The sequence below is a fragment of the Bradyrhizobium ontarionense genome, from assembly GCF_021088345.1.
In the GTDB taxonomy this organism is placed as follows: Bacteria; Pseudomonadota; Alphaproteobacteria; order Rhizobiales; family Xanthobacteraceae; genus Bradyrhizobium; species Bradyrhizobium ontarionense.
Map to the genome: position 1 here is coordinate 2,361,163 of NZ_CP088156.1, position 23,686 is coordinate 2,384,848.

A 23,686-nucleotide genomic window follows, 5' to 3' on the forward strand; every position below is an offset into this window, starting at 1 on the left:
CGGCGATGCCCCGCCGGAGGTTTGTGCTGTCGACGCAGGCGGGGCCCGTCTCGCATGGACGGCAGAACGCAGCAGTGACCTTGGCGCGTACGACGCCCGTTACTTGATCGAGGTATTGATCGAGGTGAACTTGCTGCTCAGCGTCGAGCCGACGCCATTGACCGCCGCAAGAATCACGATGCTCAGCCCACCGGCAATGATCGCGTATTCGATCGAGGTCGCGCCGGCCTGATCCTTCAGAAAGCTCGCAATCAACTGCCGCATCGGCCTCTCCGGTCGGGCTCAAATCGTCTGACGCGCCGCGCGTGCGCGCGCAATGGCGGGGATGGAGGCCCCAACGGAACCCTCGGTCATCGGCTTGAACAAATAGTTAACCTGATCAGGTACTGGCCGCGCTCCGACTCCGCCCTCGGCTTTGACATCGCGGCTCCGGCCTCGCTCACCTTCCAGCCCCAGAAAAACATGTAAATACTTGGATTCGTTGAATTTACCTCGAATCTTCGCGAACCGGAGGGACGGCAGAACAAATCCGGGCGTCAGAATTTGCCTCAGACACATTCAGAAAAAATTCGGCTTGGCCGCGGAATGCCGGCGTCATGATCTGGGTCAACGGTCACGGCGTGCACGGCCTCTAGAGTTATCCTTGCCGCCATGGATACAGCAGATTCCGCCCGCCCCCAGCTCAAGATCCGCAGCGTCGCGCTCGACACCGGCCGCGAGAACGTTGTCGTGATCTCCCGCCGCTCGAAGGCGTTGCGACCCGAAGTCTTCCGCGGCTTCAGCCGCGTCGAGCTGCGCTGCAATTCGCGGACGCTGCTGGCCACGCTCCTGATCACCGACGACGACGCGCTGGTCGGGCCCGACGAGATCGGCCTGTCGGAGCCGGCGCTGCGGCGCTTCGCCGAGCCGGCCGGCACGCTCGCGACCGTATCGCCCGCGACGTCGCCCGACAGTATGGAGGCGGTCCGGGCCAAGATCCGGGGCGAGACGCTGAGCGACCAGGCCATCGCGGCGGTGATCGAGGACCTCACCCACTACCGCTATTCGGACATGGAGATCGCGGCGTTCCTGATCGGGTCGGCCAGCTTCATGACCTCCGGTGAGCTGCTCGCGCTGACGCGCGCCATGGCCAACGCGGGCACCCAGCTGAAATGGCCCGACCCGATCGTGGTCGACAAGCATTGCATCGGCGGCATTCCCGGCAACCGGACCTCGATGGTGGTGGTGCCGATCGTCGCGGCCCATGGCCTGACCATTCCGAAGACCTCCTCGCGCGCGATCACCTCGCCCGCAGGCACCGCCGATACGATGGAGGTGCTGGCGCGGGTGAATGTCGGCGCCGAGGAAATGAAGTCGATCGTCGCGGCCTGCAACGGCTGCCTGATCTGGGGCGGACACGTCAATTTGTCGCCGGCCGACGACATCCTGATCTCGGTCGAGCGCCCGCTCAGCCTCGATACGCGCGAGCAGATGGTCGCCTCGATCATGTCGAAGAAGCTCGCGGCCGGCTCGACGCATCTGTTGCTCGACCTTCCCGTCGGTCCGACGGCCAAGCTCACCAGCGGCGCCGAGGCGATGCGGCTGCGCAAGCTGTTCGAGTTCGTCGGTGACAGGTTCGGCATCGCAGTCGAGGTGATCACGACCGACGGCCGCCAGCCGATCGGCAACGGCATCGGGCCGGTGCTGGAGGCGCGCGACGTCATGGCGGTGCTGGGCAACGAGCCACAGGCCCCGGCCGATCTGCGCGAGAAATCGCTGCGGCTTGCGGCGCACCTGCTCGAATATGATCCGAAGCTGCGCGGCGGCGCCGGCTATAACAGGGCGCGCGACCTGCTCGACAGCGGCGCGGCGCTCAAGCAGATGCAGAAGATCATCGACGCGCAGGGGCCGCCGGAGTGCCGCAGCGAGCTCGGCGATCTCGCCTTCGACGTCAGGGCCGCCAGCGACGGCGTCGTCTCGGCGATCGACTGTCTGCGACTGAACCGCCTCGCACGGACCGCGGGCGCGCCGGTCAACAAGGGCGCCGGGATCAGGCTGTTCAAGAAGATCGGCGACCGCGTCGACCAGGGCGAGCCGCTCTACCGCGTGTTCACCTGCGATCCGTCCGAGCATGATCTCGCCGCAGCGGCAGCCGGCGCCGACAACGGCTACGCCCTCGCCGGCAAGCCGAACGGTCGTCCGTGATGAGCTTTCGCTGACCATCGATCCATTTTTCTCGGGAGGCCGACGCATGAGTGTGACCCTTCGCTTCTGCGGTGCCGCGCATACGGTGACCGGGTCCTGCTATCTGCTCCAGACCGACCAGGGTCGGATCCTGATCGACTGCGGCCTGTTCCAGGGCCAGAAGACGCTGAAGGAGCTCAACTACGGCGACTTCCCGTTCCGGCCCGCCGAGATCGATGCCGTGCTACTGACGCACGCGCATATCGATCATAGCGGCCTGATCCCGAAGCTGGTGCGCATGGGCTTCGACGGCCGCATCTTCGCCACGCGCGGCACCATAGATCTCTGCTCGTGGATGCTGCCCGACGCCGGCAACATCCAGGAGCAGGAGGTGCTGGCGCTGAACCGGCGCAACGCGGCGCGCGGACGCGACGAGGTCATCCCGATCTACACGCAGGCCGACGCCATGGCCTCGCTGCAATATTTCCAGGCGGTCGCCTACGAGAGCTGGACCGACGTGATCCCCGGGATACGCGCCCGCTATTGGAATGCCGGACATCTGCTGGGCTCGGCCTCGATCGAGATCGAGCTCGCCGGACAAGGGACCGATGGCGCGCCGCTCAGGCTTCTAGCGTCCGGCGACGTCGGCCCCGACGCCAAGCTGCTGCAGCCGGATCCGAAGGCGCCCGCAGGTTTCGACTACGTGATCTCCGAGTCCACCTACGGCGACCGCATTCGCGAGCCGACCACGCCCGAGCTGCGCCGCGGACGGCTGGCCGGCGAGGTGCGCGAGGCCGCAGCCGCCAAGGGGGCGCTGCTCATCCCGGCCTTCGCGGTCGAACGGACCCAGGAGCTGATCGTCGACCTCGTCGGCCTGATGGAGCGTGCCGAGATTCCGGCCGCGCCGATCTTCCTGGACTCGCCGCTGGCGATCCACGCCACCGAGGTGTTTCGCGCGCACGCCGACAGCCTCGACGGCGGCAGCGACGTCGGCCGGCTGTTGTCGTCGCCGCATCTGCGCTTCACGGAAACCGTCGACGAAAGCAAGGCCATCGCCAAGCTGACCGGCTTCCACATCATCATCGCCGCCAGCGGCATGTGCGACGCCGGCCGCATCCGCCATCATCTGAAGCGCTGGCTGTGGAACAGCCGTGCGACGGTGCTGCTGGTCGGCTATCAGGCCAACGGCACGCTGGGACGTTTTTTGCAGGACGGCGTCAAGGCGGTGCGCATCCAGGGCGAGGAGATCAAGGTCGCGGCGCGCATCCGCATGATCGACGACTATTCCGGCCACGCCGACGGCGCCGAGATCGCGCGCTGGATCGCGGCCCGCCGCCCGATCACGCGCGGTCTTTTCCTGTCCCATGGCGAAGAGGCTGCGATCGCGGCGCTGGCGATGCGCGTCGCCGAGCGGATCGTGCCGTCGGCCAAGGTGTTCTCGCCCCTGCTCGACGATGCCTATGAGCTCACCGGTGCGGTGCCGACGCTGCTCGATGTTGCACGCCGGCGGCGTCTGGCGCCGGAGGCGGTCACCCGGCTCGACTGGCACAACGACATGTCGGGTCTGCTGCTCGACATCCACGCGCGCATCGAGCAGGCGGCGGACGACCGCGCCCGCGGCGTCATCATCCGCCGTCTCAGGCGGGCGCTGGAGGAGTGACGCGATCGGCTTGGTTGCGAAGGCTTCCCGCCTGCGGCCTTCGTCGTCGAACGGTCATACTTTGATCGCACCCTCGGGAGGGTCAAGCTCGGCCGAGGTTTGCAGAAGACGGCGCTCTCACAGCTTGTGCATAGCGACAGACACAACGCGCAGACGGCTGGTCTCCGAGGGCTATTCTGATACGCTCGACGCGTGGTTCACGACAACGGATCGATCCGGGTGAACCGGGCGCAGGTGGGGAAACGGGGGCTCTCACATGCATCAACCATCGAAATGGTGGGCGGGACTGATCGTCGTTGCCGTGCTCTGGCTCGCGGCCATGATCTTCAAGACGTCGGGCGTGGAAGACGATATTGCGCCGCGGGCGCGCGCCGCGGTTGCAGCTGCTGCACCTGATACCGCCGCGGCGCTGAAGGTCTCGGTGTCCGGGCGCGACGTGCGCATCGAAGGACCGGAGTTCAGTCCTGATCAGCCCAACCGGCTGAACGAGGCGGCGACGGTGAACGGCGTCCGGCTCGTCGACGGCAGCTACGACAAGCTTCCGACCCCAAAGCCATACGCATTCCGCGCCGCGCGCAACGGCGGCCAGCTGGTGCTCGAAGGCGGCGTGCCAACGCCCGCGATCCGGGATGCCGTTCTCACTGCCGCCCGCTCCGCGGCCGGTGGCGGCGAGGTCGTCGATCGCCTCGGCTATGCCTTGGGGGCTCCGGCCGAGTTCGCCGCGATCGCCGGCCACGGATTGGTCCAGGCCGGAATACTTAACGGCGGCACGTTCTCGCTCGCGGACAAGGCCTATTCGATCGCCGGCGCAGCAGCCTCGTCCGACGTCTATGAGGCAGCGATCGCCGCGACGCGGCAGCTGCCGGGCGGTGCCGCGCTCGCCAACGTCGCCATCCTGCCGCCGGAGGCCAGGCCGTTCATCTGGAGCGCGGTGCGCGACGGCAAGTCGGTGGTGATGTCCGGCGTCGTCCCGAACGACGAGATCAGGCGCGCGCTCGAAGCTGCCGCCGTGAAGGCATGGCCCGGGCTTTCCGTCATGCATCATATGCAGATTGCGCGTGGCGCTCCGGCCGGCAATTTCAATGCCTACACGTCTTATGCGCTCGGAGAGTTGGCGCGGCTGAGCACGGGGCGCGTCGTCATCTCCGACGCCAACTACACGATCTCGGGCGAAGCGCCCTCCAGCGCGGCTTATGACGAAGCGATGGCAGCTGCCGGCAAGCTGCCGGGCGGTCTGACCCTGGCAAAGGCCGACATTTTGCCGCCGGAGATCAAGCCCTATCGCTGGTCGGCGCAGCTCGATGCGGCTGGCGTCACTCTATCTGGACTGGCTCCAAGCTCGGCCGTTCGCGACACGATCCTCCGCTATGCCGTCGGACCTTTCGCCGGAAGGCGCGTGCTCAGCCAACTCGAAATTGCCCGCGGGGCTCCCGATGGCGACGTGGCCAAGGCGAGCGCGAGCCTGCTGAAGGAGCTCGCCAAGCTCTCCGAGGGCCGTGCTGAAATCAACGAGACCCAGGTCTCGATCGGCGGCGTGGGGCTTGCGAACGTCACCGGTGCATCGGTGCGCGAGGAGCTCGCCGGCGCCCTGCCCGCGCCGTTTGCGATTGCCGTGGTCGACGTCCGCGACGGCCCGGTCTCGCCCTATGTCTTTGGACTGCAGAAGCAGGATGGCCATGTCCGGCTGAGCGGCTATGTGCCGGACGAGGCCGCCCGGCGCGATCTGGTCGGCGCGGCCACCGCGAGCTTCGTCACCGAGACGGTCGAGGACGGCCTGAAGATCGGTGACGGCGCGCCGACGGATTTCGCCAGATCGCTGAAGACGACATTCCCGGCGCTGGCCCGGCTGTGGTCGACGACGCTCGCAGCGAAAGACGCTGATATCACGATCGAGGGCCAGGCCATCTATGACAAATCGGGCGAGCAGGTCCGCAAGGAGCTTGCCGACGCAGCCGGCGACGGCTTCAAGCTCGGCGACGTCAAGATCGGCATCAAGCCGGAGAGCCCGCCGCTTCCCGTCGACGCGTGCCAGCCGGCCTTCAGCGGGCTGCTCGAAAAGGGACGAATCCACTTCAGCACCGGAAGCGCCGAGCTCAGCCGGGAGTCGCTGGCGCTGCTCGATCACCTGGTCGATGTCGCGCAGCGCTGCAAGGCGGCCGAGATCGCGATCGAAGGCCACACCGACAGCGTCGGTGATACCGAGAACAACATCGACCTCTCCAAGCGGCGCGCGGCAGCCGTGCTCGGCTACATCGGCGGGGCCGGCATCGATACCTCACGCATGACCGCGGAAGGCTACGGCGAGACCAGGCCGATCGCCTCCAATGATACGCCCGAAGGCCGTGCGCAGAACCGGCGCATCGAATTCGTCGTCAAGTGAGGCGCTGACATCATGATGTACGACCTCGCGACATTCCTGCTCTGGATCCTCCTGGCCCTCGTGATCGGCGGCTTCGTCGGCTGGCGCACCCGGTCGGACGCGCCGCGTCCGGACTGGCTGAGAAGCTGGCTGCTGCCGGCGACGCTGGCCTTCGCCATCGGCGTTCTGATGGCGTTGTTGAACGTGCTGCCCGGGCGTGCGGGGCTGTGGCTCGAGGTCGCCCTGCTGATGGTCGGCGGCTACGTGTTCGGCTGCCTCATCGGCGGACAGCTGAAGGATTTCTTCGGTCTCGACGACGCCAAGGCGGCGGCGCCGTCGCCCCCTGCAAACCGCGTTGCGTCCGTAGCCGACACCGCCGCGCCACATCCTGTCGCCGACAGCCCATCACAAGCGCTCGCGGCCCACGCGGCAGCCAGCGTCGAGGCCGATCGTCTGGCAGCCGAAGCGGAAGCCAAGGCCGAGACCGACCGTCTCGCCGCCGAGGCCGCAGCAAAGGCGGAGGCTGAGCGCCTCGCTGCGGAGGCCACGGCGAAAGCCGAGGCCCAGCGTCTCGCGGCCGAAGCCGCGGCAAAGGCCGAAGCGGAGCGCCTCGCGGCGGAGGATGCCGCAAAGGCAGAAGCTGATCGTCTCGCCGCAGAAGCGGCGGCCAAAGCCGAAGCCGAGCGTCTCGCCGCAGAGGCAGCGGCCAAAGCCGAAGCCGAGCGTCTCGCTGCAGAGGCAGCGGCCAAAGCCGAAGCCGAGCGTCTCGCCGCAGAGGCAGCGGCCAAAGCCGAAGCCGAGCGCCTCGCCGCTGAGGCAGCAGCCAAAGCCGAAGCCGAGCGTCTCGCCGCTGAGGCTGCCGCAAGAGCGGAAGCCGAGCGCCTCGCGGCGGAAGCCGCAGCGAAGGCCGAAGCGGATCGTCTCGCGGCCGAAGCTGCCGCGAAAGCCGAGGCTGATCGGCTTGCCGCGGAAGCAGAAGCGGAAACAGAAGCGGAAGCAGAAGCCGAGCGTGTCGCGGCGGAGGCCGCCGCGGAGGCTGAAGCCGACCGCCTTGCGGCCGAGGTCGCAGCGTCAGCGCCGCTGACCACGGCCGCTGCCGATGACAGGCCACCGGCCCTGCCCGCTCCCGACGGCACGGCGGATGATCTCAAACTCCTCAAGGGCATCGGGCCGAAGAACGAGCGTATCCTCAACGACATCGGCGTCTATCATTTCAGCCAGATCGCGGAGTGGTCCCCCGCTCATGCGAGCTGGGTCGGTGACCACATGGCCTTCCCCGGCCGGATCGAGCGCGAGCACTGGATCGCCCAGGCGAAGCTGCTGGCGGCAGGTTTCGACACCGCGCATTCGACCGCGGTAAAGTCGGGCGCGATCACGATCGACGATCAGGCCGACGCCCCCCTGAGTGAGGACGAGGCGAACGCCCTGGGCGCGCAGCTGCCGGTGCTGATGCCGAAAGTCGAGAATGAGGACAAGTATGCCGGAGCCCGGCCACTTGGCCTCGCTGCCCCACGCGGGGGCGAAGCTGACGACCTCAAGCTGATCAAGGGCATCGGCAAGCAGAACGAGGCTCGCCTGCATGGCCTCGGCATCTGGCACTTCGAGCAGATCGCAGCCTGGACCGCTGCGCATGCCAAATGGGTCGGCTCCTATCTGGCGTTCGCCGGCCGGATCGAGCGGGAGCAATGGATCGCCCAGGCCAAGGAGCTGGCGAGCGGCGGCAGCACCGAATTCGCCCGGCGGGTCGAAGCGGGGCTGGTCAAATCGTCGCGCGACGACGGCTCGCGCGGGCAGGACAACATCAAGATCGTCCAGCCGGGCGATTAGGACGGCGCCGGCGACCAGTACGAAATGAAGACGAAAAATGTGGAGGAGCCGTAGGGTGGGCAAAGGCGCTGCCGCGCTCTTTCCCCATCTGAGATCGCTGTGGCGCCGTGCCCACCGTCTTGCTGATGAGTTTGTGGATGGACGGTCGGCAAGCTGCCGCCTTGCGGCGGCGGCTTTGCCCACCCTGCTCCGTTACTCCGCCAATTCGACCGGCTCGCTGCGCGACGGACCGGCCAGCGGCCGCTCCTCCATCAGGATCATGCAGACCGAGGCGCAGGCCAGCATCGCCGTCGCCGCGCCATAGACGAAGCGGAAGGCGTGGATCATGTCCGCTTCCGCGATGCCGCTGACCGCACCGTGTGCGCCCTCGGCCAGCGAGATGTCGGCGCCGAGCACCATCAGCAGGATAGCGCTGAAGGCCGCCACCGTGAACGAGGACATCATCGAGCGGAAGAAGTTCATCGCGCCGGTGATGGTGCCGATCTGCGAGCGGTCGACCGCATTCTGCAGCGAGACCACCGAGATCGGGAATGCCGTTCCGAGCCCGATGCCGAAGATCGACAGCAGCACCAGGAGGACCCACAGCGACGGCGTCGTGACCGTCATCACCGCGGCCGCGATGGTGCCGATGAGGGTGCCGACGATCGCGACGCGCTTGTAGTGCTTCACCCGGGCCATAGTGCGGCCTGCAATCGCCGCCCCGAATGTCGAGATCGCCGCGATCGGGATCAGGCCGAGGCCGGCCTCGCTCGGCGTCAAATGATAGACCAGCTCGTAATACAGCGGCAGGTGGACGGTGAGCCCGATCAGCGCGCCCAGCGCACAGCCGCTGGCCAGCATGCCGTAGGGCACCACCGCGCCGCCCATCAGGGACAGCGGCAGGAACGGCTCATCCGCCCGCCGCGCGTGCCAGACGAAGCCGAGCCCCAGCGCCACGCCGCTGCCGAGCATCGCCAGGATCGTCGGCGACAACCAGGCGAGCTTGTGGCCGCCCCAGGTCAGGACCAGCATGAAGATGACGGCGGAGGCCATCAGCAGCAGGCCGCCGGCCCAGTCGACCTTGCGCAGCCGGTGATAGACCGGCAGCCGCGCCATCTTGGGCAGCAGCAGTGCGAGAGCGGCGATGGCGAGCGGGACGTTGATCCAGAAGATCATCGACCAGTGCAGATGGTCGGCGAAGAAGCCGCCGATCACCGGCCCGAGCAGGCCGGCGAGCAGCCAGACGCCGCTGAAATAGGCCTGGTATTGGCCGCGCTCGCGCGGGCTGACCACGTCGGAGATTACGGTCTGCACGACCGGCATGATGCCGCCGCCGCCGAGCCCCTGCAGGCCGCGGGCGAGGATCAGGACCGGCATGTTCGGCGCCAGCGCGCACACCACCGAGCCGACCACGAACAGGCTGAGCGCCGTGATGATCATCGAGCGCCGGCCATAGATGTCGCACAAGGTGCCGAACACCGGCGCCACGGCGGTCGAGGCCAGCAGATAGGCAGTGATCACCCAGGACAGGCTGGTGACGTCCTGGAACTCGCGGCCGATGGTCGGCAGCGCGGTCGCGACGATGGTCTGGTCGAGCGCGGCCAGGAACATCGTCAGCAGCAGGCTCATCAGGATGGTGCGGACCTCGGCCGGGGTCAGCGGCACCGATGGCGTCAGCGACGGAGCATCGTCGATTGCCTGCACCTGCGGCGGAATGGCCGGCAGCTCGGCGGCGATCTCTTCGGGCAAGGATTGGGACGCGGCAGGATAGCGGCTCTGCCGATCAAACTTGTTCATGGGAATAAATGCTGTGCCGTGCGCGGCAAACGCCGTGTGGATTCGCTGGATAGCGAACTACTTAAGGGATAAATTTCCCTTGCGGCAGCGGGTTGGGCGCATGGGTGCATCCCGAGAGGACGAGGACGGGTCGCAGCAACGTGAACTGCTGCGAGCGCGAAGTGATCGAGGCTATTTCGGACGGCGCTTCAGCTTGGCGCGCTTCGGCAGCAGCACCGGCCATTGCACGATGTGATCCTCAAGCTGGTCGTCCGGAACGTCCTCCTCGGTGCCCTCGACCCGGCCGCGTACCGAGACACCGGCTTCATGTACCGTCTGAGGATCGCCCGAGATCAGCGGATGCCACCAATAGAGATCGTGCCCCTCGGCAATCAGGCGATAGCCGCAGCTCGGCGGCAGCCAGGTGAGGGTGCGCACGTTCTCAGGTGTCAGGCGAACGCAGTCCGAGACCTGGTCGGAGCGGTTCGGGTAGTCCTTGCAGCCACATAGGCCGGCATCCAGGAGCTTGCAGGAAATATGGGTGAAGTAGATCTTGCCGGTATCCTCGTCCTCGAGCTTTTCCAGACAGCAGCGCCCGCAGCCGTCGCACAGGCTTTCCCATTCCGCCTCGGACATCTCTTCCAAGGTCTTGGTTTTCCAGAACAATCCCTCCTGGCCCGAGGGACGTTTGAGCGGTGCGGTCATCGGGCGAATCCAATCGGGGCGCGGCGTGGCCGCCATCTAGGTGCCCTGCCCGGAGCGGCGCAAGGGGCGTCCGGTCCGTTCAAGCACGACGTTAGCTTTGTGTATCGAATTGTGAGGGGAACCATTGGTTTATCCCCCCCGCTCGGCTAGATAGAATGAGCAACAATGAGTCACTCCAGCGGCGGCGCCGGCAGTGCGGCTCGAGTTCCGGAGTTTCGAATCCGACCGACCTTGGCTCGAGGGCTCTGGCGCAAATGCCTTGGCTTTGCCGCAACAATCGCGCAAGACCCTTCGATGGCCCCAGCCGCGTGCTGAGTGCTTTCGAAGCCAGCTGACACGCTTTCGAAACGACCAGGGTTCCCGTGCGGCAGATCATTCCAGACAATTGGAAGAAGCGGATCAATAATTTCCGCCTGGATCTCGATGCGCGGTTCGATTCGGCGCTGTTCTCCTCGCTGCGCGGCACCCGCGAATTGTATGAGCGCTATTCGGCCTTCATGGACCGCTTCTATGTCGGCGGCTGGAAGCGCTGGGTGTTCGTCGAGCCGCTGTCGGAAGCCGCCACGATCGGCCTCGGCGGCCTTGTCCTGTTGCTGGCGCTGGCCATCCCCGCGTTCCGCGAAACCGCCGACGAGGACTGGCTCAAGAAGTCCGACCTCGCCGTCACCTTCCTCGACCGCTACGGCAACCCGATCGGCAGCCGCGGCATCAAGCATAACGACTCGATTCCGCTGGAAGACTTTCCGGACAATCTGATCAAGGCGACGCTGGCCACCGAGGACCGCCGCTTCTACGACCATTTCGGCATCGACATCGCTGGCACGGCGCGCGCGCTGGTCACCAACGCCCAGGCCGGCGGCGTCCGCCAAGGCGGCTCCTCGATCAGCCAGCAGCTCGCCAAGAACCTGTTCCTGTCCAACGAGCGCACCATCGAGCGCAAGGTCAACGAAGCGTTCCTGGCCATCTGGCTGGAAACCCGCCTGACCAAGAACGAGATCCTCAAACTGTATCTCGACCGCGCCTATATGGGCGGCGGCACCTTCGGCGTCGACGGCGCCGCGCACTTCTATTTCAACAAGTCGGTGCGCGACATCAACCTGTCGGAAGCGGCGATGCTGGCCGGCCTGTTCAAAGCGCCGACCAAATTCGCTCCCCACATCAACCTGCCGGCGGCGCGCGCCCGCGCCAACGTCGTGCTCGACAATCTCGTCGATGCCGGCTTCATGACCGAGGGTCAGGTGTTCGGCGCCCGCCGCAACCCGGCCTTTGCGGTCGACCGCCGCGACGAGAGCTCGCCGAATTATTTCCTCGACTACGCCTTCGACGAGATGCGCAAGCTGGTCGATACGTTCCCGAAATCCTACACCGAGCGCGTGTTCGTGGTCCGGACCTCGATCGACATGACTGTGCAGCATGCCGCGGACGAGGCGATCGAAAACCAGCTGCGCCAATTCGGCCGCGACTACCATGCGACCCAGGCGGCAACCGTGGTGTCCGATATCGATGGCGGCATCCGTGCCATGGTCGGCGGTCGCGACTATGGTTCGAGCCAGTTCAACCGCGCCACCGATGCCTATCGACAGCCGGGCTCGTCGTTCAAGCCCTACGTCTACACCACCGCCCTCTTGAACGGCTTCAAGCCGACCTCGATCGTGGTCGACGGCCCGGTGTGCATCGGCAATTGGTGTCCGCAGAACTATGGCCACTCCTATTCCGGTTCGGTGACGCTGACCCAGGCCATCACCCGCTCGATCAACGTCGTGCCGGTGAAGCTGTCGATCGCGCTCGGCGGCAAGGAAGGCCCCAAGGCCGGCCGCGCCAAGATCATCGAGGTCGCCCGTCGCTTCGGCCTCAAGGCGCCGCTGCCCGATACCCCCTCGATGCCGATCGGCTCGGACGAGGTCACGGTGCTGGAACACGCGGTGGCCTATGCGACCTTCCCGAACAAGGGCAAGGCGGTGACGCCGCATTCCGTGCTGGAGGTGCGCACCGGCGCCGGCGACCCGGTGTGGCGCTGGGACCGTGACGGTCCGAAGCCGCGCCAGGCGATCCCAGCTTCCGTCGCCGCCGACATGGCGGGGATGATGAGCCACGTCGTCAGCGAAGGCACCGCCCGCCGCGCTGCGCTCGACGGCATTCCGACCGCCGGCAAGACCGGCACCACCAACGCCTACCGCGACGCCTGGTTCGTCGGCTACACCGGCAACTTCACCTGCGCGGTGTGGTACGGCAATGACGACTACTCGCCGACCAACCGCATGACCGGCGGCTCGCTGCCGGCGCAAACCTGGCACGACATCATGGTCGCAGCGCACCAAGGCGTAGAAGTCAAGGAACTGCCGGGGGTCGGCATGGGCGAGAAGCTGCCGCAGGTCGCCAATGGCGCGATGGCGCAGGCCGGCGCGCCGAAGACGCTGGAAATCAAACCGGGCCCGCCGCCTGTTCTGACCCGTCGCGGCGCCGAGGTTCTGGTCCAGGTCGAGAAGTTGCTCGACGACGCGGCCCGCGTCGCCGAAAAGGCCGCGCCTGCCGATCCGCGCAAGCCGGCCAAGCCGGTGTCGTCGAGCGCGCTCGCCTTTCCGGAGAACTACGCCGCGGCGACGGCCGATGGCGTGACCACCCCTGCCCTGCGCAAGAACTGACGTCGGCGATCCCCGTGCGGCTGCTCTTCATCACCTTGCTCGCGCTTCTGATCGCCACCGGCGTCGGCATCGGCGCGACCTGGATGACCACGACGCGCGGCACCGAATTCGGCACCTTGACGATCGGCGCCTGGACGGCGCGTCCGAAGACCGGCACGGCCGACGTCGATCCCTATGCGCGCGCCACCATCACCCGCAACGGCGAGCTGCCGATCGGCACCGGCGACGGCGTGGCCTTCACCGCCACCGCTGACGACAAGAAGAAGCCGCTCGACGGCCGCTGCGACATTCTCGTCAGTGGCGTGACGCCGCCTGCCCGCTTCTGGACGCTGACCCTGTACGATCGCAAAGGCCATCTCGTTGCCAATACGCTGCAGCGCTACGGCTTCACCAGCCAGGAGCTCGTGCGCGGCGCCGACGGATCCTTCGAGATCCGGGTGGCCTCGCGTTCGCGGTCCGGCAACTGGCTGCCGACCGGCGGCATCGAGCGTTATGCGCTGATGCTGCGGCTGTATGATACGCCGGTCGGCGTCGCCACCCGCACCCAGCGCGACGCCCCGATGCCTTCGATCACGACGGTGGGCTGCCCATCATGATCCGGCTGCTGTTCACCATCCTGGTCGGCGTGCTGCTCGGCGGCGTGGTTCATCTCGTCAGCGTGCTGGCGCTGCCGCGCATCTCGACCCAGGACGCCTATTCGCGGCTGACGCCGATGACCAAGCTCAATGCCGTGACGCCGCTGCCGCTGACGGATCCCAGCACCTCGCCGATGCCGTTCATGGACCCGGCCTTCGCGATGGCGATCTGCCGTTATGACCTCTCGGATGGTCCGCTCAAGCTCACGGTCCCGGTGAGCCAGGCCTATACATCGGTGTCGTTCTACACCCGCAACGAGATTGCCTATTATGCGATCAACGACCGCTCCGCGGGCAAGCGCGTCATCGAGCTCGATCTGATGACCGAGAACCAGCATGAGGATCTGCCAGAGGACGAAGAGATAACGGCAGCCGACCGGCTCATCATCGATTCGCCGACGACCACCGGACTGATCGTGTTGAAGGCACTGGCCGCCGAGCCGGGTCTCATGCCGCAGGCGCAGACCTCCCTTGCAGCCGCCAGCTGCGGCGTGCAGATCGAGCCTCCGACCAAGGCGGAAAAGCCGCGCGGTAAGCGGTAGACCGTTACGCGGACCTTAGATCAATTCGACAACGCTCTCTTCATCCTTGGTGGCATAGTCGTTGTCTCACTCCGCTGCTATGACGTATCAGGACAGCGGAGCTTCGCTCAACATCAGGTCATGCCCCTCGAAATCGAACGGAAGTTTCTCGTCAGGTCCGACGCTTGGCGAGATCAGGCGACGCACAGCGAGCGCCTTCGTGACGGCCTCATCGCGCGTCAGGACGGCCTCAAGGTTCGGGTCCGCTGCTATGGCGGTCGAACGACCCTTTGCGTGAAGAGCGGCCGGCGCGGCCTGTCGCGGGAGGAATTCGAATACGACATTCCCGCCGACCACGCGGACGCGATCTTCGCGCATTGCGAGGGGCGCATCCTCGAGAAGACGCGTCACTACGTACCGGGCGACAGCGGTGTCTGGGAGGTCGACGTATACCACGGGGCCCTCGAAGGCGTTGTCATCGCCGAGATCGAGATCCCGACCGAAACGACCATCGTCACGATTCCGGATTGGGTCGGCGAGGAAGTCACCGGCGATCCGCGCTACAGCAAGAGCAACATGCTGACGGCGCGTTCACGAGCGGCGAAGGTTCGGGAACTGCGGCGCGCGGGTCTTGCAAGCCTGTGATGCGCGGACGATTCCCCGCGGCTTGACCCGTGTCAAATCACCCGTGCGAGGCCCATCTTAAACAGCGCGGGCTTTGGCGGTCTGAACGATCGCGCACGGAGTTGGCACGATGAGTTCATCCCAGGTGATGTCGCAGGCGCTGCGCGCCAAGATCATGTCGGCGGAGGATGCGGCCGCGCTGGTCAAGCCCGGCAACCATGTCGGCATGAGCGGCTTCACCGGCTCGGGCTATCCCAAGGCCGTGCCGCTGGCGCTCGCGCGCCACATCGAAGCCGCGCACGCGCGCGGCGAGCCGTTCCGCATCGGCGTCTGGACCGGCGCGTCCACTGCGCCCGAGCTTGATGGCGCGCTCGCCGGGGCCAACGGCATCGACCTCCGCCTGCCCTATCAGTCCGATCCGACGACCCGGCAGCGCATCAATGCCGGGAGCATCGACTATATCGATCTCCATCTCAGCCACGTCGCACAGTTCGTGTGGTTCGGCTTTCTTGGCCATCTCGACGTCGCCGTGATCGAATGCGCCGGCATCCTGCCGGACGGGCGGCTGATCCCGTCGACGTCGATCGGCAACAACAAGACCTGGCTCGATCTGGCGGACCGCGTCATCATCGAAGTGAATTCGTGGATGAACCCGGCGCTGCTCGGCATGCACGACATTTACTACGGCACGCGGCTGCCGCCGCATCGCAAGCCAATCCCGATCGTGGCGCCCGGCGACCGTATCGGCGAGACCACCTATCGCTGCAATCCGGACAAGGTCATCGCCGTCGTCGAGACCCATGCACCGGACCGCAACACCAGCTTCGCAGCGCCAGACGTTATCTCCGGCGCAATTGCCGGGCACATCCTGGAGTTCTTCGCGCACGAGGTGAAGCAGGGTCGCCTGCCCCGCAACCTGCTGCCGCTGCAGTCCGGCGTCGGCAATGTCGCGAACGCCGTGATGGCCGGGCTCGATGACGGCCCGTTTCCGCATCTGACCGCCTATACCGAGGTCCTGCAGGACGGCATGCTCAACCTGATTCGTTCCGGCCGCATGGATCTCGCCTCTGCCACGGCGCTCTCGCTGAGCTCCGAGGCGGCCGTGCAGTTCAACCAGGAGATCGAGTTCCTGCGCGATCGCATCGTGCTGCGGCCGCAGGAGATCTCGAACCATCCGGAAGTGATCCGCAGGCTCGGCGTCATCGCGATGAACGGACTGATCGAGGCCGACATCTACGGCAACGTCAATTCGACCCATATCCGCGGCAGCAGCATCATGAACGGCATCGGCGGCTCCGGCGACTTTGCACGCAACGCGTATCTGTCGATCTTCATGACGCCGTCGACTGCGAAGAACGGCACCATCTCCAGCATCGTTCCGATGGTGACCCATGTCGACCACACCGAGCACGACGTGCAGATCCTCGTGACCGAACACGGGCTTGCCGACCTGCGCGGCCTGTCGCCGAAACAGCGCGCCCGCATCATCATCGAGAAGGCGGCACATCAGCGCTTCAGGCCGGCGCTGACGGATTACTTCGAACGTGCCTGCCGGGACTCGACCGGCAAGCACACGCCGCATCTGCTGGAGGAAGCGTTCAGCGTCATTCGGCCGCTGCCGTCGGATATCGATCGCTGATGACCGGTATCGCCACGCGTCGTTGCGAGGAGCGACAGCTCGACGGCTAGCCGCGCGTCGTCAGCGGCCGCTCGATGAGGGGCCGCGCCGCCACGGGCGGATTGGCGGTCTGCGCGGCCAGCTCACCGATCAGGCGATCGGCGTCGGCGGCCATTCCGTCAGGCGCCTGCAGCACCAGGCGCTCCAGCGCCCAGCGATAGGACGAGACCCGCTGCTCCAGGCTGATCTGCACCCACTGCACGATCAGTGAATTTTCCTGCATGCGCGCGACCGCATCGGACTTTTCGCGCGGCGACAGCTCGGTCATGTATTTCATGCTGGCATCGCGCTTGCGGTCGAGATCGATGACGCGGATGGCCGAGGCGAAGAACGGCTCGAAACGGGTGATATCGTCGCGCACGTCGTCGATCAGCTGCGTATAGCGCGAGGCATGGGACCGGTGCGGCTCGTCGATCAGGGCGCGGCCATACGCGGTGCGGTCGAACGCGACCTTCTGGCGCCAGGGCGACGCCGAGGGCTGGTAGTCGCCGAACACGCTCTTCCAGGCCGGGCGCGAATGCGGCGGCTCGATCAGCGGATAAGCGAGATCGCGCAGCTGGCGCTCATTGTCGGTCAGCTGGAACTGCGATGGCTTGACACCCACGCTGGCGGTGGCTTCCGCCCCGATCCATTTATGCATGTCGTCGTTGCGCATGTCGGCGCGGGTGCGGCCGAAATCGCCGCCGCTGCAGGCGCCGAGCAGTCCGCCGACGAGAAGAAGTGCGAGGACCGGCGCGGTACGCCGGACCGGAAGCATCATGGCCGGCATTCCAATTCCCCTGATCTGTCAGCGGCGACGGCGGCGGCGGCTCGGTGCGGCGCCCTCGCGGGGACCGCGATCGTCGGTCGTGCTCTCACGCTCGATCCGAATGACGGGAAGAATCAGGATCGTGCCCATGCCCTCCTGCGGCGCGCCTGTCACGGCAGGTCGCGCGCGACGCGCCACATCCGCCGGGAATTCAATGATGGTCGCCATGTCAGCTCTCTTTCGTGCCCCGAAGTTCGTACCCCCAACCTCCCCCTTGCCCGAACTTCGCAGGCCAGAGAGCACGCACAACTGACGATCCCGATGCCGCGCCTGGAGATGAAGAGACGAGACGGCATTCGACGCGGTGAGACAGGATCAGGCCGCCGGCGTGGCAACACCAGGAGCCGATCCTCGAACGGGTCGATTAAGATCAGGACGTGGTTAAGAGGTTCTTAATGCACGAGGCGGGCAACACGGATCGCGTGCAGAGGTGACGGAGATGGCAAGCAAGCGTTGCGCCTTTGTCTCACCGGGATGTCACCGGGCAGTTTCGGCCGATCTTCACCGATTGTTTTCCTTAACGCCCCATTAAAACAACTCGGCTCTAATCGGTGCAACGATTGCCTGAGTTGCGTAACCCGACATGACACGATCATCGCTATTCCCGGGCTTCGACGGGCTGCTTACGCTGTCGCGCCGCGAGGGCGTCGACATCAAACCCACCCTGCTGCGCGTGTTGACGGACCTCTATGTCCAGGCGAGCGCCCACTCGGCAGACGAGGAGCGGCAGTTCGTCGAGCTGGCCTCGCGTCTCGTCGATGACGTCGATGATGCGACCCGCGCGGCCGTCCGCGCCCGTCTCGCGATCTATCCGTCGACCCCGATCGAGATCCTGAAGAAGCTCGGGCTGCGCCCCGTGCAGCACGAGGCGGCGCTGCCGCTCGCCGGCCCGATTCCGCCATCGCTTCGATCACCGCCCTCCAAGGCGGCGACGCGGGATGACACGGCATCCGCCAGCCTGTCGATGCAGCCGAAGGATGCGGCCGAGCTGAGCGAGATGTTCCTGCGCGCCAGTCCGAACGAGCGCATCGCCATCCTGCAGAACCTCGCCACGACGCCGCTGAAGCCGGCGGCGCCGATTCCCTTGCACCGGGCGGCGCACGCGATCGAGGCGCTGGAGATGGCGGCCTTCAACGCCGACGTCGAGACGTTCACGACGGAGCTCGGCGAAAGCCTGATCCTGCCGGCGCGCATGGCCATCGAAGTCGTGAATGATCCGAGCGGCGAGCCGCTGGCCTGCGCCGCCAAGGCGCTGGGCATGCCGGCGCCGGTGTTCGAGCGCGTGCTGCTGTTCCTCAAGCCCGAGATGGGAGAGTCCGTCCAGACCGTCTTCAGGTTGTCGCGCTTCTACGGGCGCCTCAGCGAGCGCGCTGCCCTGATCATGCTGGCGGCGTGGCGTGGCTCTGCCATGGCCGCAGCCCGGGCGAAACACCGGCCGGCGCTCTACGATGATGAACGCCAGGCGCTCCGCGCAGGCTCGGCGCGAACCGGCACCCAGGCGCCCGCGAGGCCGATCGTGCGCACCGGAACCGACGGCTTCAAGCGCTGACGGGCGCCGCGTCGCGACACGCGCGCTCCACCGGACTCGATTTGGATCGCGGCTACGGCTTTTCGCTCACGAGGTCGAGGAAGTGGCGGCCTTCCTTGTCCTCGGTCTCGACGATCCAGGCATCGGAATCGAAGCGCAGCTCCTTCACGAGACGTTCGTCGACCTCGGTTTCGGGCATCGGCTGCGGTGACACCGGAACGAAGAAGCGGTCGATCGGCCGGCTGTCGTCGTAGACGGTCTGGGGTGCCGGGATATAAAGCTGCGCCGTCCCATCCATGAACGCGACCTTGACGAAGACGGCACCGGCCTCTTCGGCTCCACGCCGACGAATCGCGCCGAACACGCCCGCCGACTGGCAGCGGCGCAGATAGGCGCTGACCCAGATGCTCGATTTCAATCGCATTGAGAACTTCACGGCAGGCGCAAGGGCGCCGCAGTTCGAGCCGATGGAGGTCCTGCTCTATTCGATCGGACGTCCGATGACAATCGCAAGCTCGCGCACCAGACGATCCGACACCTGGCCCGTCACCGGCAATTTGCGCTCGCGCTCGAACTTCTGGATCGCGACCTGCGTGTCCGACCCGATCATCCCCGTCGGCTTCAGCTGACCGTAGCCATACTCCGTCAGCGCCCGCTGAACGGCGGCGACGCGACGCGCGTTGCCGCCCTGCTGCGTCGACGGCGTGCGTGACGTGCCCTGCCCGCCGCTGACCGACCTGACCAGATCAGCCAGCGGATCGGCATATTTCTGATCGGTGCGCGCATCCGCCGATCTCGACTCGGCTGCTCTGGCCTCGCTCGCCCTGGTTTCGGCCGACCTGGTCTCGATGACCTTGGGGTCGAAGGGAGAGATATCGGCCTCCATCGGGCGGGCCCGCGGCAGCGGATTGGAACTGGCGAGAGCGGGCGGAATGGTCACGATCGAACCGAACATCGGCGCCGGATGCGGTCCCGATTGCAGGAACACGGCATTGACGATGATCGCGCTGCCGGCAGCGCAGGCGAGCATCCCGGCAAACAGATCCTTCGGACTGTAGAGCATGGCGCGCATCAGCCAGCCGCGCTCGTCCGCGGCTTCGACAACGGCTGCGCTGGCGCGCCTGCGACGTCGCGGCCGCGCCTCGTCATCGTCTGCAACTCGTCTAGGCACTCTTCTTCACCTGAATCACCTGCCCTGCCTGGGCCGACCGCGAGGGTGAGAGCGGCGTGACATTGGCGCCGGCGGTTTCCGCTGCCACGAAGTTGATCGGCAGGGCGATCGCGACCGTCGTCCCCTCGTCGAGCTTGCTTTCTATCGACATTTCGCCGCCATGCAAGTTCACGAGGCTCTTCACGATCGAGAGACCCAGGCCGGTTCCCTCGTGACGACGCTGATAGGTCTTGCCCGCCTGGAAGAACGGATCGCCGATCCGCTTGAGATCGTCGGCCGCGATACCGACGCCGGTGTCGGTGATTCGCAGAACGAGTTGCGGACCGTCGACACCGGCGGACACCGTGACCCGGCCGCCGCGCTCCGTGAACTTGATCGCGTTGGACACCAGATTGAGCACGATCTGCTTGAAGGCGCGCGGATCGCCGGTGACGACCGGCAGATCGTGCGGGACATCCGCGGAGAGATCGATGCCGTTTTCGCGCGCACGCAGCGCCAGCAGATTGCAGCAGTTGATCAGCGCGGCGCGCGGCGCGAAGGGTTCCGGCGTGATTTCGAAATTGCCGGACTCCATCTTCGACATGTCGAGGATGCCGTTCACGACCGACAGCAGATGCTGACCTGAATCGTTGATCAGCTGCGCGTATTCGCGGCGGCGTGCCGCGTTCAGCACCAGCACCTGCTCCTGCATCAGCATATCCGAGAAGCCGATGATGGCGTTCAGCGGCGTGCGCAGCTCGTGGCTCATGGTCGCGAGGAACCGGGTCTTGGCGGCGTCCGCGCGCTCCGCCGCGCTCCGCGCCAATTCGAGTGCCTGCTCCTGCAGCTTGCGATCGGTGACGTCGCGCATCACCGCGACGACTTCCTGCTCCGCGCCCGTCGGCGTTGGGCCGGCGTGATCGAGCGGACGGCAGCGCATTTCGACCCAGATGAAATCGACCGGATGGTGGACGCCGCGCGGCTCGCCGGGCGCATCGCGCCGCAGGCGGAACTCGACGCTGGAGGCTTCGCTGCCGCGCGCCGCTTCGGAGAGCGCGGTGAGATAGGCCGGCCGGTCCGCGACATGAACCCGTTCGAACAGGCCGTGCCCATGCAGTTGTGCGACCGGCGCGCCGAGCAGGCATTCGGCGGCAGGCGAAATGAACATGACCGCACCGTTGCGGCGGTGGCGGGAAATCACGTCGCTCATGTTGCGCGCCAGCAGACGATAGCGCTCCTCCTCCATCGACAGCAGCGTCACGCTGGTCCGCGCGAGCGTGTCGGCGGCGAAGGCGAGCACGGCCGCGTAGAGCGTCGCGGAAGCAACTCCGAAGGCGAGCAGCGCGGTCCGCAACTCCGGATTGGTTTCCGGAGTAGGTAGCCAGCCGAAATGCCCGATGAGGATCAACAGCAGCGCGCATGACAGCGCGAGCGCGGCGGCGAATACGACGACGCGGCGCGACGCCGAGAACGCCGCCTCCAGGGGAACGACGATCAGCCACACGGCGACAAAGGATTCGATGCCGCCAGTCTCGATCGACACCGCCATGATCAGTGCGGACATCGCGAGCGACGACAACGCGCAGGCGCTCTCGTAGCGCCCGGTACGCGACAGGAACCAGGACAGCAGGATTGGCGCGATCAGCCACGCCAGGGCCCCGACCTCCAGCGCGCTCGGCGCGCCGCGCATCGCGAGATAGGCTGGAAACGCCGCGAAGACGGCGAGGCTGCCGAGCAGGCGCGGCGCGATGAAGGCGCGGTGGCGCGCGCGCGTCATCGCATCAGTTCGAGCCGATGGATGCAATAATGCATCGAGACAATCGCGGATGATACTCAACACACTCACGGCTCTCGCGCCTCGGCTGTCGGTCGTTCTCAATAAGAGAGAACGCGCCGGGACGCCCCCTGTCGTCGGAAGTCACCGTGTCAGACTCGCATTAAGCGAACGCTAAGGGCACGGCTGCGGTGGCAACGCCATTCAACCGGGATGGTGAATGCATCGTTTCCGGCCGCGGCGACGGTTGCGAAAGCGCCGCGATCTACAGCCGGTTGCACGATGCACGCGCCGCGTGCCAACAGAAAATTTACGCCGAAAAAAGTTCTGGGCCCGGTTTCGCGAAATCTCAACCAATTAAGCCCAATGCAAGCAGTCGCGACATAAAACAAAGCAGCTGCGATCTCGCTTGCGCGGTTAGGGACAGACGCGAGATCAGCAGTACGGTCGGGGTTGCGTGATGTTCTTTCTGCTTCGGATGGCATTCTGGCTCGGGCTCGTGCTGGTGCTGCTGCCGCGCGAGAAGAGTTCCGACGCCGACAAGCTGCCTCAGATCAACGCGCATGAGGCCGTGCAGGCCGCGACCGCAGCCGTCTCCGACGTCGGTCAGTTCTGCAAGCGCCAGCCCCAGGCATGCGAAGTGGGCGGACAGGCCGCGACCGTGATTGGTCACCGTGCCCAGGAAGGCGCGCGCAAGATCTATCAGATCATCACCGACAAGCCCGAGACCGCGGAGAAGCCGACCGCCGCCGACAAGCTCATCGGCCCCGTGAAGCCGGCCAGTCTCGACAAGCGCTCCAACGATCATACCGGCTCGATCGACGCGCCCCCGATCGAACCGGCTCCCAGCAGCGGAGCCCCGGCCGACACGCTGTCGGCGGATGATCTCGCGGCGGAATGGCAGCTGCCGCCGACGCCCTGATCGTCGGCAACAGGCTGTCGCTTTCGTCCCGCCGAACGCCTATATCAAAGCTCGGACGGGACCGAAGGGCACCATGACGATCGACGAAATCCGCGACAATTTCGCCCTGCTGGACGATTGGGACGACCGCTATCGCTACGTGATCGAGCTCGGCCGCACCTTGGCGCCGATGCCCGAGGACGAGCACTCCGCCGCCAACAAGGTGCAGGGCTGCGCCAGCCAGGTCTGGCTGTCGCGACACGTCGATGGCGACGGCGCGACACCGGTGCTGAACTATCTCGGCGATAGCGATGCCCACATCGTCCGTGGCCTGATCGCGATCCTGCTGACGCTCTATTCGGGGCGGACGCCGCAAGAAATCATGAGCATCGACGCACCCGCGGTGTTCGACGAGCTCGGGTTCCGCGACCACCTCACGCCACAGCGCTCCAACGGCTTGCGCTCGATGGTCGAGCGGATCCGCACCGACGCCCGCGAGGCGCTCGCAGCAGCGTCCTGATCAGCTACTTCTCGCGCTCGGGACGCTGCTGTCCAAGGCCCATCTTCTTGGCGAGCTGCGAGCGGGTGACTGCGTAGTTGGGCGCCACCATGGGATAATCCGGCGGCAGGTTCCATTTGTCGCGATACTGCTCCGGCGTCATGCTGTATTGCGTCCGCAGATGCCGGCGCAGCGATTTGAAGCGCTTGCCGTCCTCGAGACAGATCAAATAATCCGGGTGGATCGACTTCTTCACCGGAACGGCGGGCCTTGCCGGTTCAGGCGTCGGCTCGCTGCGCCCAGCCGCGACCCGCGTGAGCGCTGCGTGCACCTGGCTGATCAGCGAGGGAATCTCGGCGGCCGGCGTCGGATTGTTGCTCAGATAGGCCGAGACGATATCGGCCGTCAGATCGATAAAGCTCTTGCTGGCCACGTCCGTCATTGCACCCCCGCCCCG

21 protein-coding genes are annotated in these 23,686 nt (G+C 66.2%); 12 read left to right on the top strand and 9 right to left on the bottom strand.

The window, feature by feature from the left end:
- Positions 1-99 precede the first annotated feature (99 nt).
- Positions 100-264, bottom strand: a complete 165-nt coding sequence (locus LQG66_RS10770; protein WP_231326201.1) for a Flp family type IVb pilin — start codon at positions 262-264, stop codon at positions 100-102.
- Between the two features lie 387 nt (positions 265-651).
- Here LQG66_RS10770 and LQG66_RS10775 point away from each other — a divergent pair, with 387 nt between their 5' ends.
- The 4 genes from LQG66_RS10775 (at position 652) to LQG66_RS10790 (ending at position 8,009) form a co-directional block, all read left to right on the top strand.
- Positions 652-2,184, top strand: a complete 1,533-nt coding sequence (locus LQG66_RS10775; RefSeq protein WP_231326202.1) for a thymidine phosphorylase family protein — start codon at positions 652-654, stop codon at positions 2,182-2,184.
- Between the two features lie 46 nt (positions 2,185-2,230).
- Positions 2,231-3,823, top strand: a complete 1,593-nt coding sequence (locus LQG66_RS10780) for an MBL fold metallo-hydrolase (protein ID WP_231326203.1) — start codon at positions 2,231-2,233, stop codon at positions 3,821-3,823.
- Between the two features lie 256 nt (positions 3,824-4,079).
- Positions 4,080-6,203, top strand: a complete 2,124-nt coding sequence (locus tag LQG66_RS10785; protein WP_231326204.1) for an OmpA family protein — start codon at positions 4,080-4,082, stop codon at positions 6,201-6,203.
- A 12-nt stretch (positions 6,204-6,215) separates the two neighbouring features.
- Entirely contained in the window at positions 6,216-8,009 is a 1,794-nt protein-coding gene (locus tag LQG66_RS10790) for a cell envelope biogenesis protein TolA (protein WP_231326205.1), read from the top strand.
- Positions 8,010-8,201: 192 nt separating this feature from the next.
- Here the strand turns inward: LQG66_RS10790 and LQG66_RS10795 are convergent, their stop codons facing one another.
- A complete protein-coding gene (locus LQG66_RS10795) occupies positions 8,202-9,785 on the bottom strand; it encodes an MDR family MFS transporter (RefSeq protein WP_231326206.1) in 1,584 nt (527 codons plus the stop codon).
- A 171-nt stretch (positions 9,786-9,956) separates the two neighbouring features.
- Entirely contained in the window at positions 9,957-10,469 is a 513-nt protein-coding gene (locus tag LQG66_RS10800; protein ID WP_231326207.1) for a YcgN family cysteine cluster protein, read from the bottom strand.
- Positions 10,470-10,831: 362 nt separating this feature from the next.
- Here LQG66_RS10800 and LQG66_RS10805 point away from each other — a divergent pair, with 362 nt between their 5' ends.
- From LQG66_RS10805 to scpC, 5 genes are all read left to right on the top strand, one after another.
- Positions 10,832-13,111, top strand: a complete 2,280-nt coding sequence (locus LQG66_RS10805; RefSeq protein WP_231326208.1) for a transglycosylase domain-containing protein — start codon at positions 10,832-10,834, stop codon at positions 13,109-13,111.
- A 14-nt stretch (positions 13,112-13,125) separates the two neighbouring features.
- Entirely contained in the window at positions 13,126-13,707 is a 582-nt protein-coding gene (locus LQG66_RS10810; RefSeq protein ID WP_231326209.1) for a DUF1214 domain-containing protein, read from the top strand.
- Positions 13,704-14,288 (top strand): DUF1254 domain-containing protein, encoded by a 585-nt coding sequence (locus tag LQG66_RS10815; RefSeq protein ID WP_231326210.1) that lies wholly within the window; start codon positions 13,704-13,706, stop codon positions 14,286-14,288. Before LQG66_RS10810 ends, LQG66_RS10815 begins: the two co-directional genes overlap by 4 nt.
- Positions 14,289-14,408: 120 nt before the next feature.
- Positions 14,409-14,912, top strand: coding sequence for a CYTH domain-containing protein (locus LQG66_RS10820; protein WP_231326211.1), 504 nt, complete (start codon positions 14,409-14,411; stop codon positions 14,910-14,912).
- Positions 14,913-15,021: 109 nt separating this feature from the next.
- The gene (gene scpC / locus LQG66_RS10825; RefSeq protein WP_231326212.1) at positions 15,022-16,530 is read left to right on the top strand and encodes a succinyl-CoA:acetate CoA-transferase ScpC; all 1,509 of its coding nucleotides are present in this window, start codon (positions 15,022-15,024) and stop codon (positions 16,528-16,530) included.
- A 46-nt stretch (positions 16,531-16,576) separates the two neighbouring features.
- Here the strand turns inward: scpC and LQG66_RS10830 are convergent, their stop codons facing one another.
- A complete protein-coding gene (locus LQG66_RS10830) occupies positions 16,577-17,326 on the bottom strand; it encodes a hypothetical protein (protein ID WP_231327743.1) in 750 nt (249 codons plus the stop codon).
- Between the two features lie 30 nt (positions 17,327-17,356).
- Positions 17,357-17,545 (bottom strand): hypothetical protein, encoded by a 189-nt coding sequence (locus tag LQG66_RS10835; RefSeq protein ID WP_231326213.1) that lies wholly within the window; start codon positions 17,543-17,545, stop codon positions 17,357-17,359.
- A 415-nt stretch (positions 17,546-17,960) separates the two neighbouring features.
- Here LQG66_RS10835 and LQG66_RS10840 point away from each other — a divergent pair, with 415 nt between their 5' ends.
- Positions 17,961-18,926 (top strand): DUF2336 domain-containing protein, encoded by a 966-nt coding sequence (locus tag LQG66_RS10840; RefSeq protein ID WP_231326214.1) that lies wholly within the window; start codon positions 17,961-17,963, stop codon positions 18,924-18,926.
- Positions 18,927-18,978: 52 nt separating this feature from the next.
- Here LQG66_RS10840 and LQG66_RS10845 read toward each other — a convergent pair whose 3' ends face one another.
- From LQG66_RS10845 to LQG66_RS10855, 3 genes are read right to left on the bottom strand one after another with little or no spacing between them, the layout of a single operon-like run.
- Complete coding sequence (locus LQG66_RS10845; RefSeq protein WP_231326215.1) at positions 18,979-19,329, bottom strand: DUF1491 family protein; 351 nt, start codon at positions 19,327-19,329, stop codon at positions 18,979-18,981.
- Positions 19,330-19,386: 57 nt separating this feature from the next.
- The gene (locus tag LQG66_RS10850; RefSeq protein WP_231326216.1) at positions 19,387-20,076 is read right to left on the bottom strand and encodes a peptidoglycan-binding domain-containing protein; all 690 of its coding nucleotides are present in this window, start codon (positions 20,074-20,076) and stop codon (positions 19,387-19,389) included.
- Positions 20,069-21,832 (bottom strand): PAS domain-containing sensor histidine kinase, encoded by a 1,764-nt coding sequence (locus LQG66_RS10855; protein WP_231326217.1) that lies wholly within the window; start codon positions 21,830-21,832, stop codon positions 20,069-20,071. Before LQG66_RS10855 ends, LQG66_RS10850 begins: the two co-directional genes overlap by 8 nt.
- Positions 21,833-22,289: 457 nt before the next feature.
- Between LQG66_RS10855 and LQG66_RS10860 the strand changes: the two genes are divergently transcribed.
- Positions 22,290-22,751, top strand: a complete 462-nt coding sequence (locus LQG66_RS10860) for a DUF5330 domain-containing protein (protein ID WP_231326218.1) — start codon at positions 22,290-22,292, stop codon at positions 22,749-22,751.
- A 73-nt stretch (positions 22,752-22,824) separates the two neighbouring features.
- Positions 22,825-23,250, top strand: a complete 426-nt coding sequence (locus LQG66_RS10865; RefSeq protein WP_231326219.1) for a SufE family protein — start codon at positions 22,825-22,827, stop codon at positions 23,248-23,250.
- A gap of 4 nt (positions 23,251-23,254) precedes the next feature.
- Here the strand turns inward: LQG66_RS10865 and LQG66_RS10870 are convergent, their stop codons facing one another.
- Positions 23,255-23,671 (bottom strand): Ros/MucR family transcriptional regulator, encoded by a 417-nt coding sequence (locus LQG66_RS10870; RefSeq protein WP_231326220.1) that lies wholly within the window; start codon positions 23,669-23,671, stop codon positions 23,255-23,257.
- Positions 23,672-23,686: the final 15 nt, after the last annotated feature.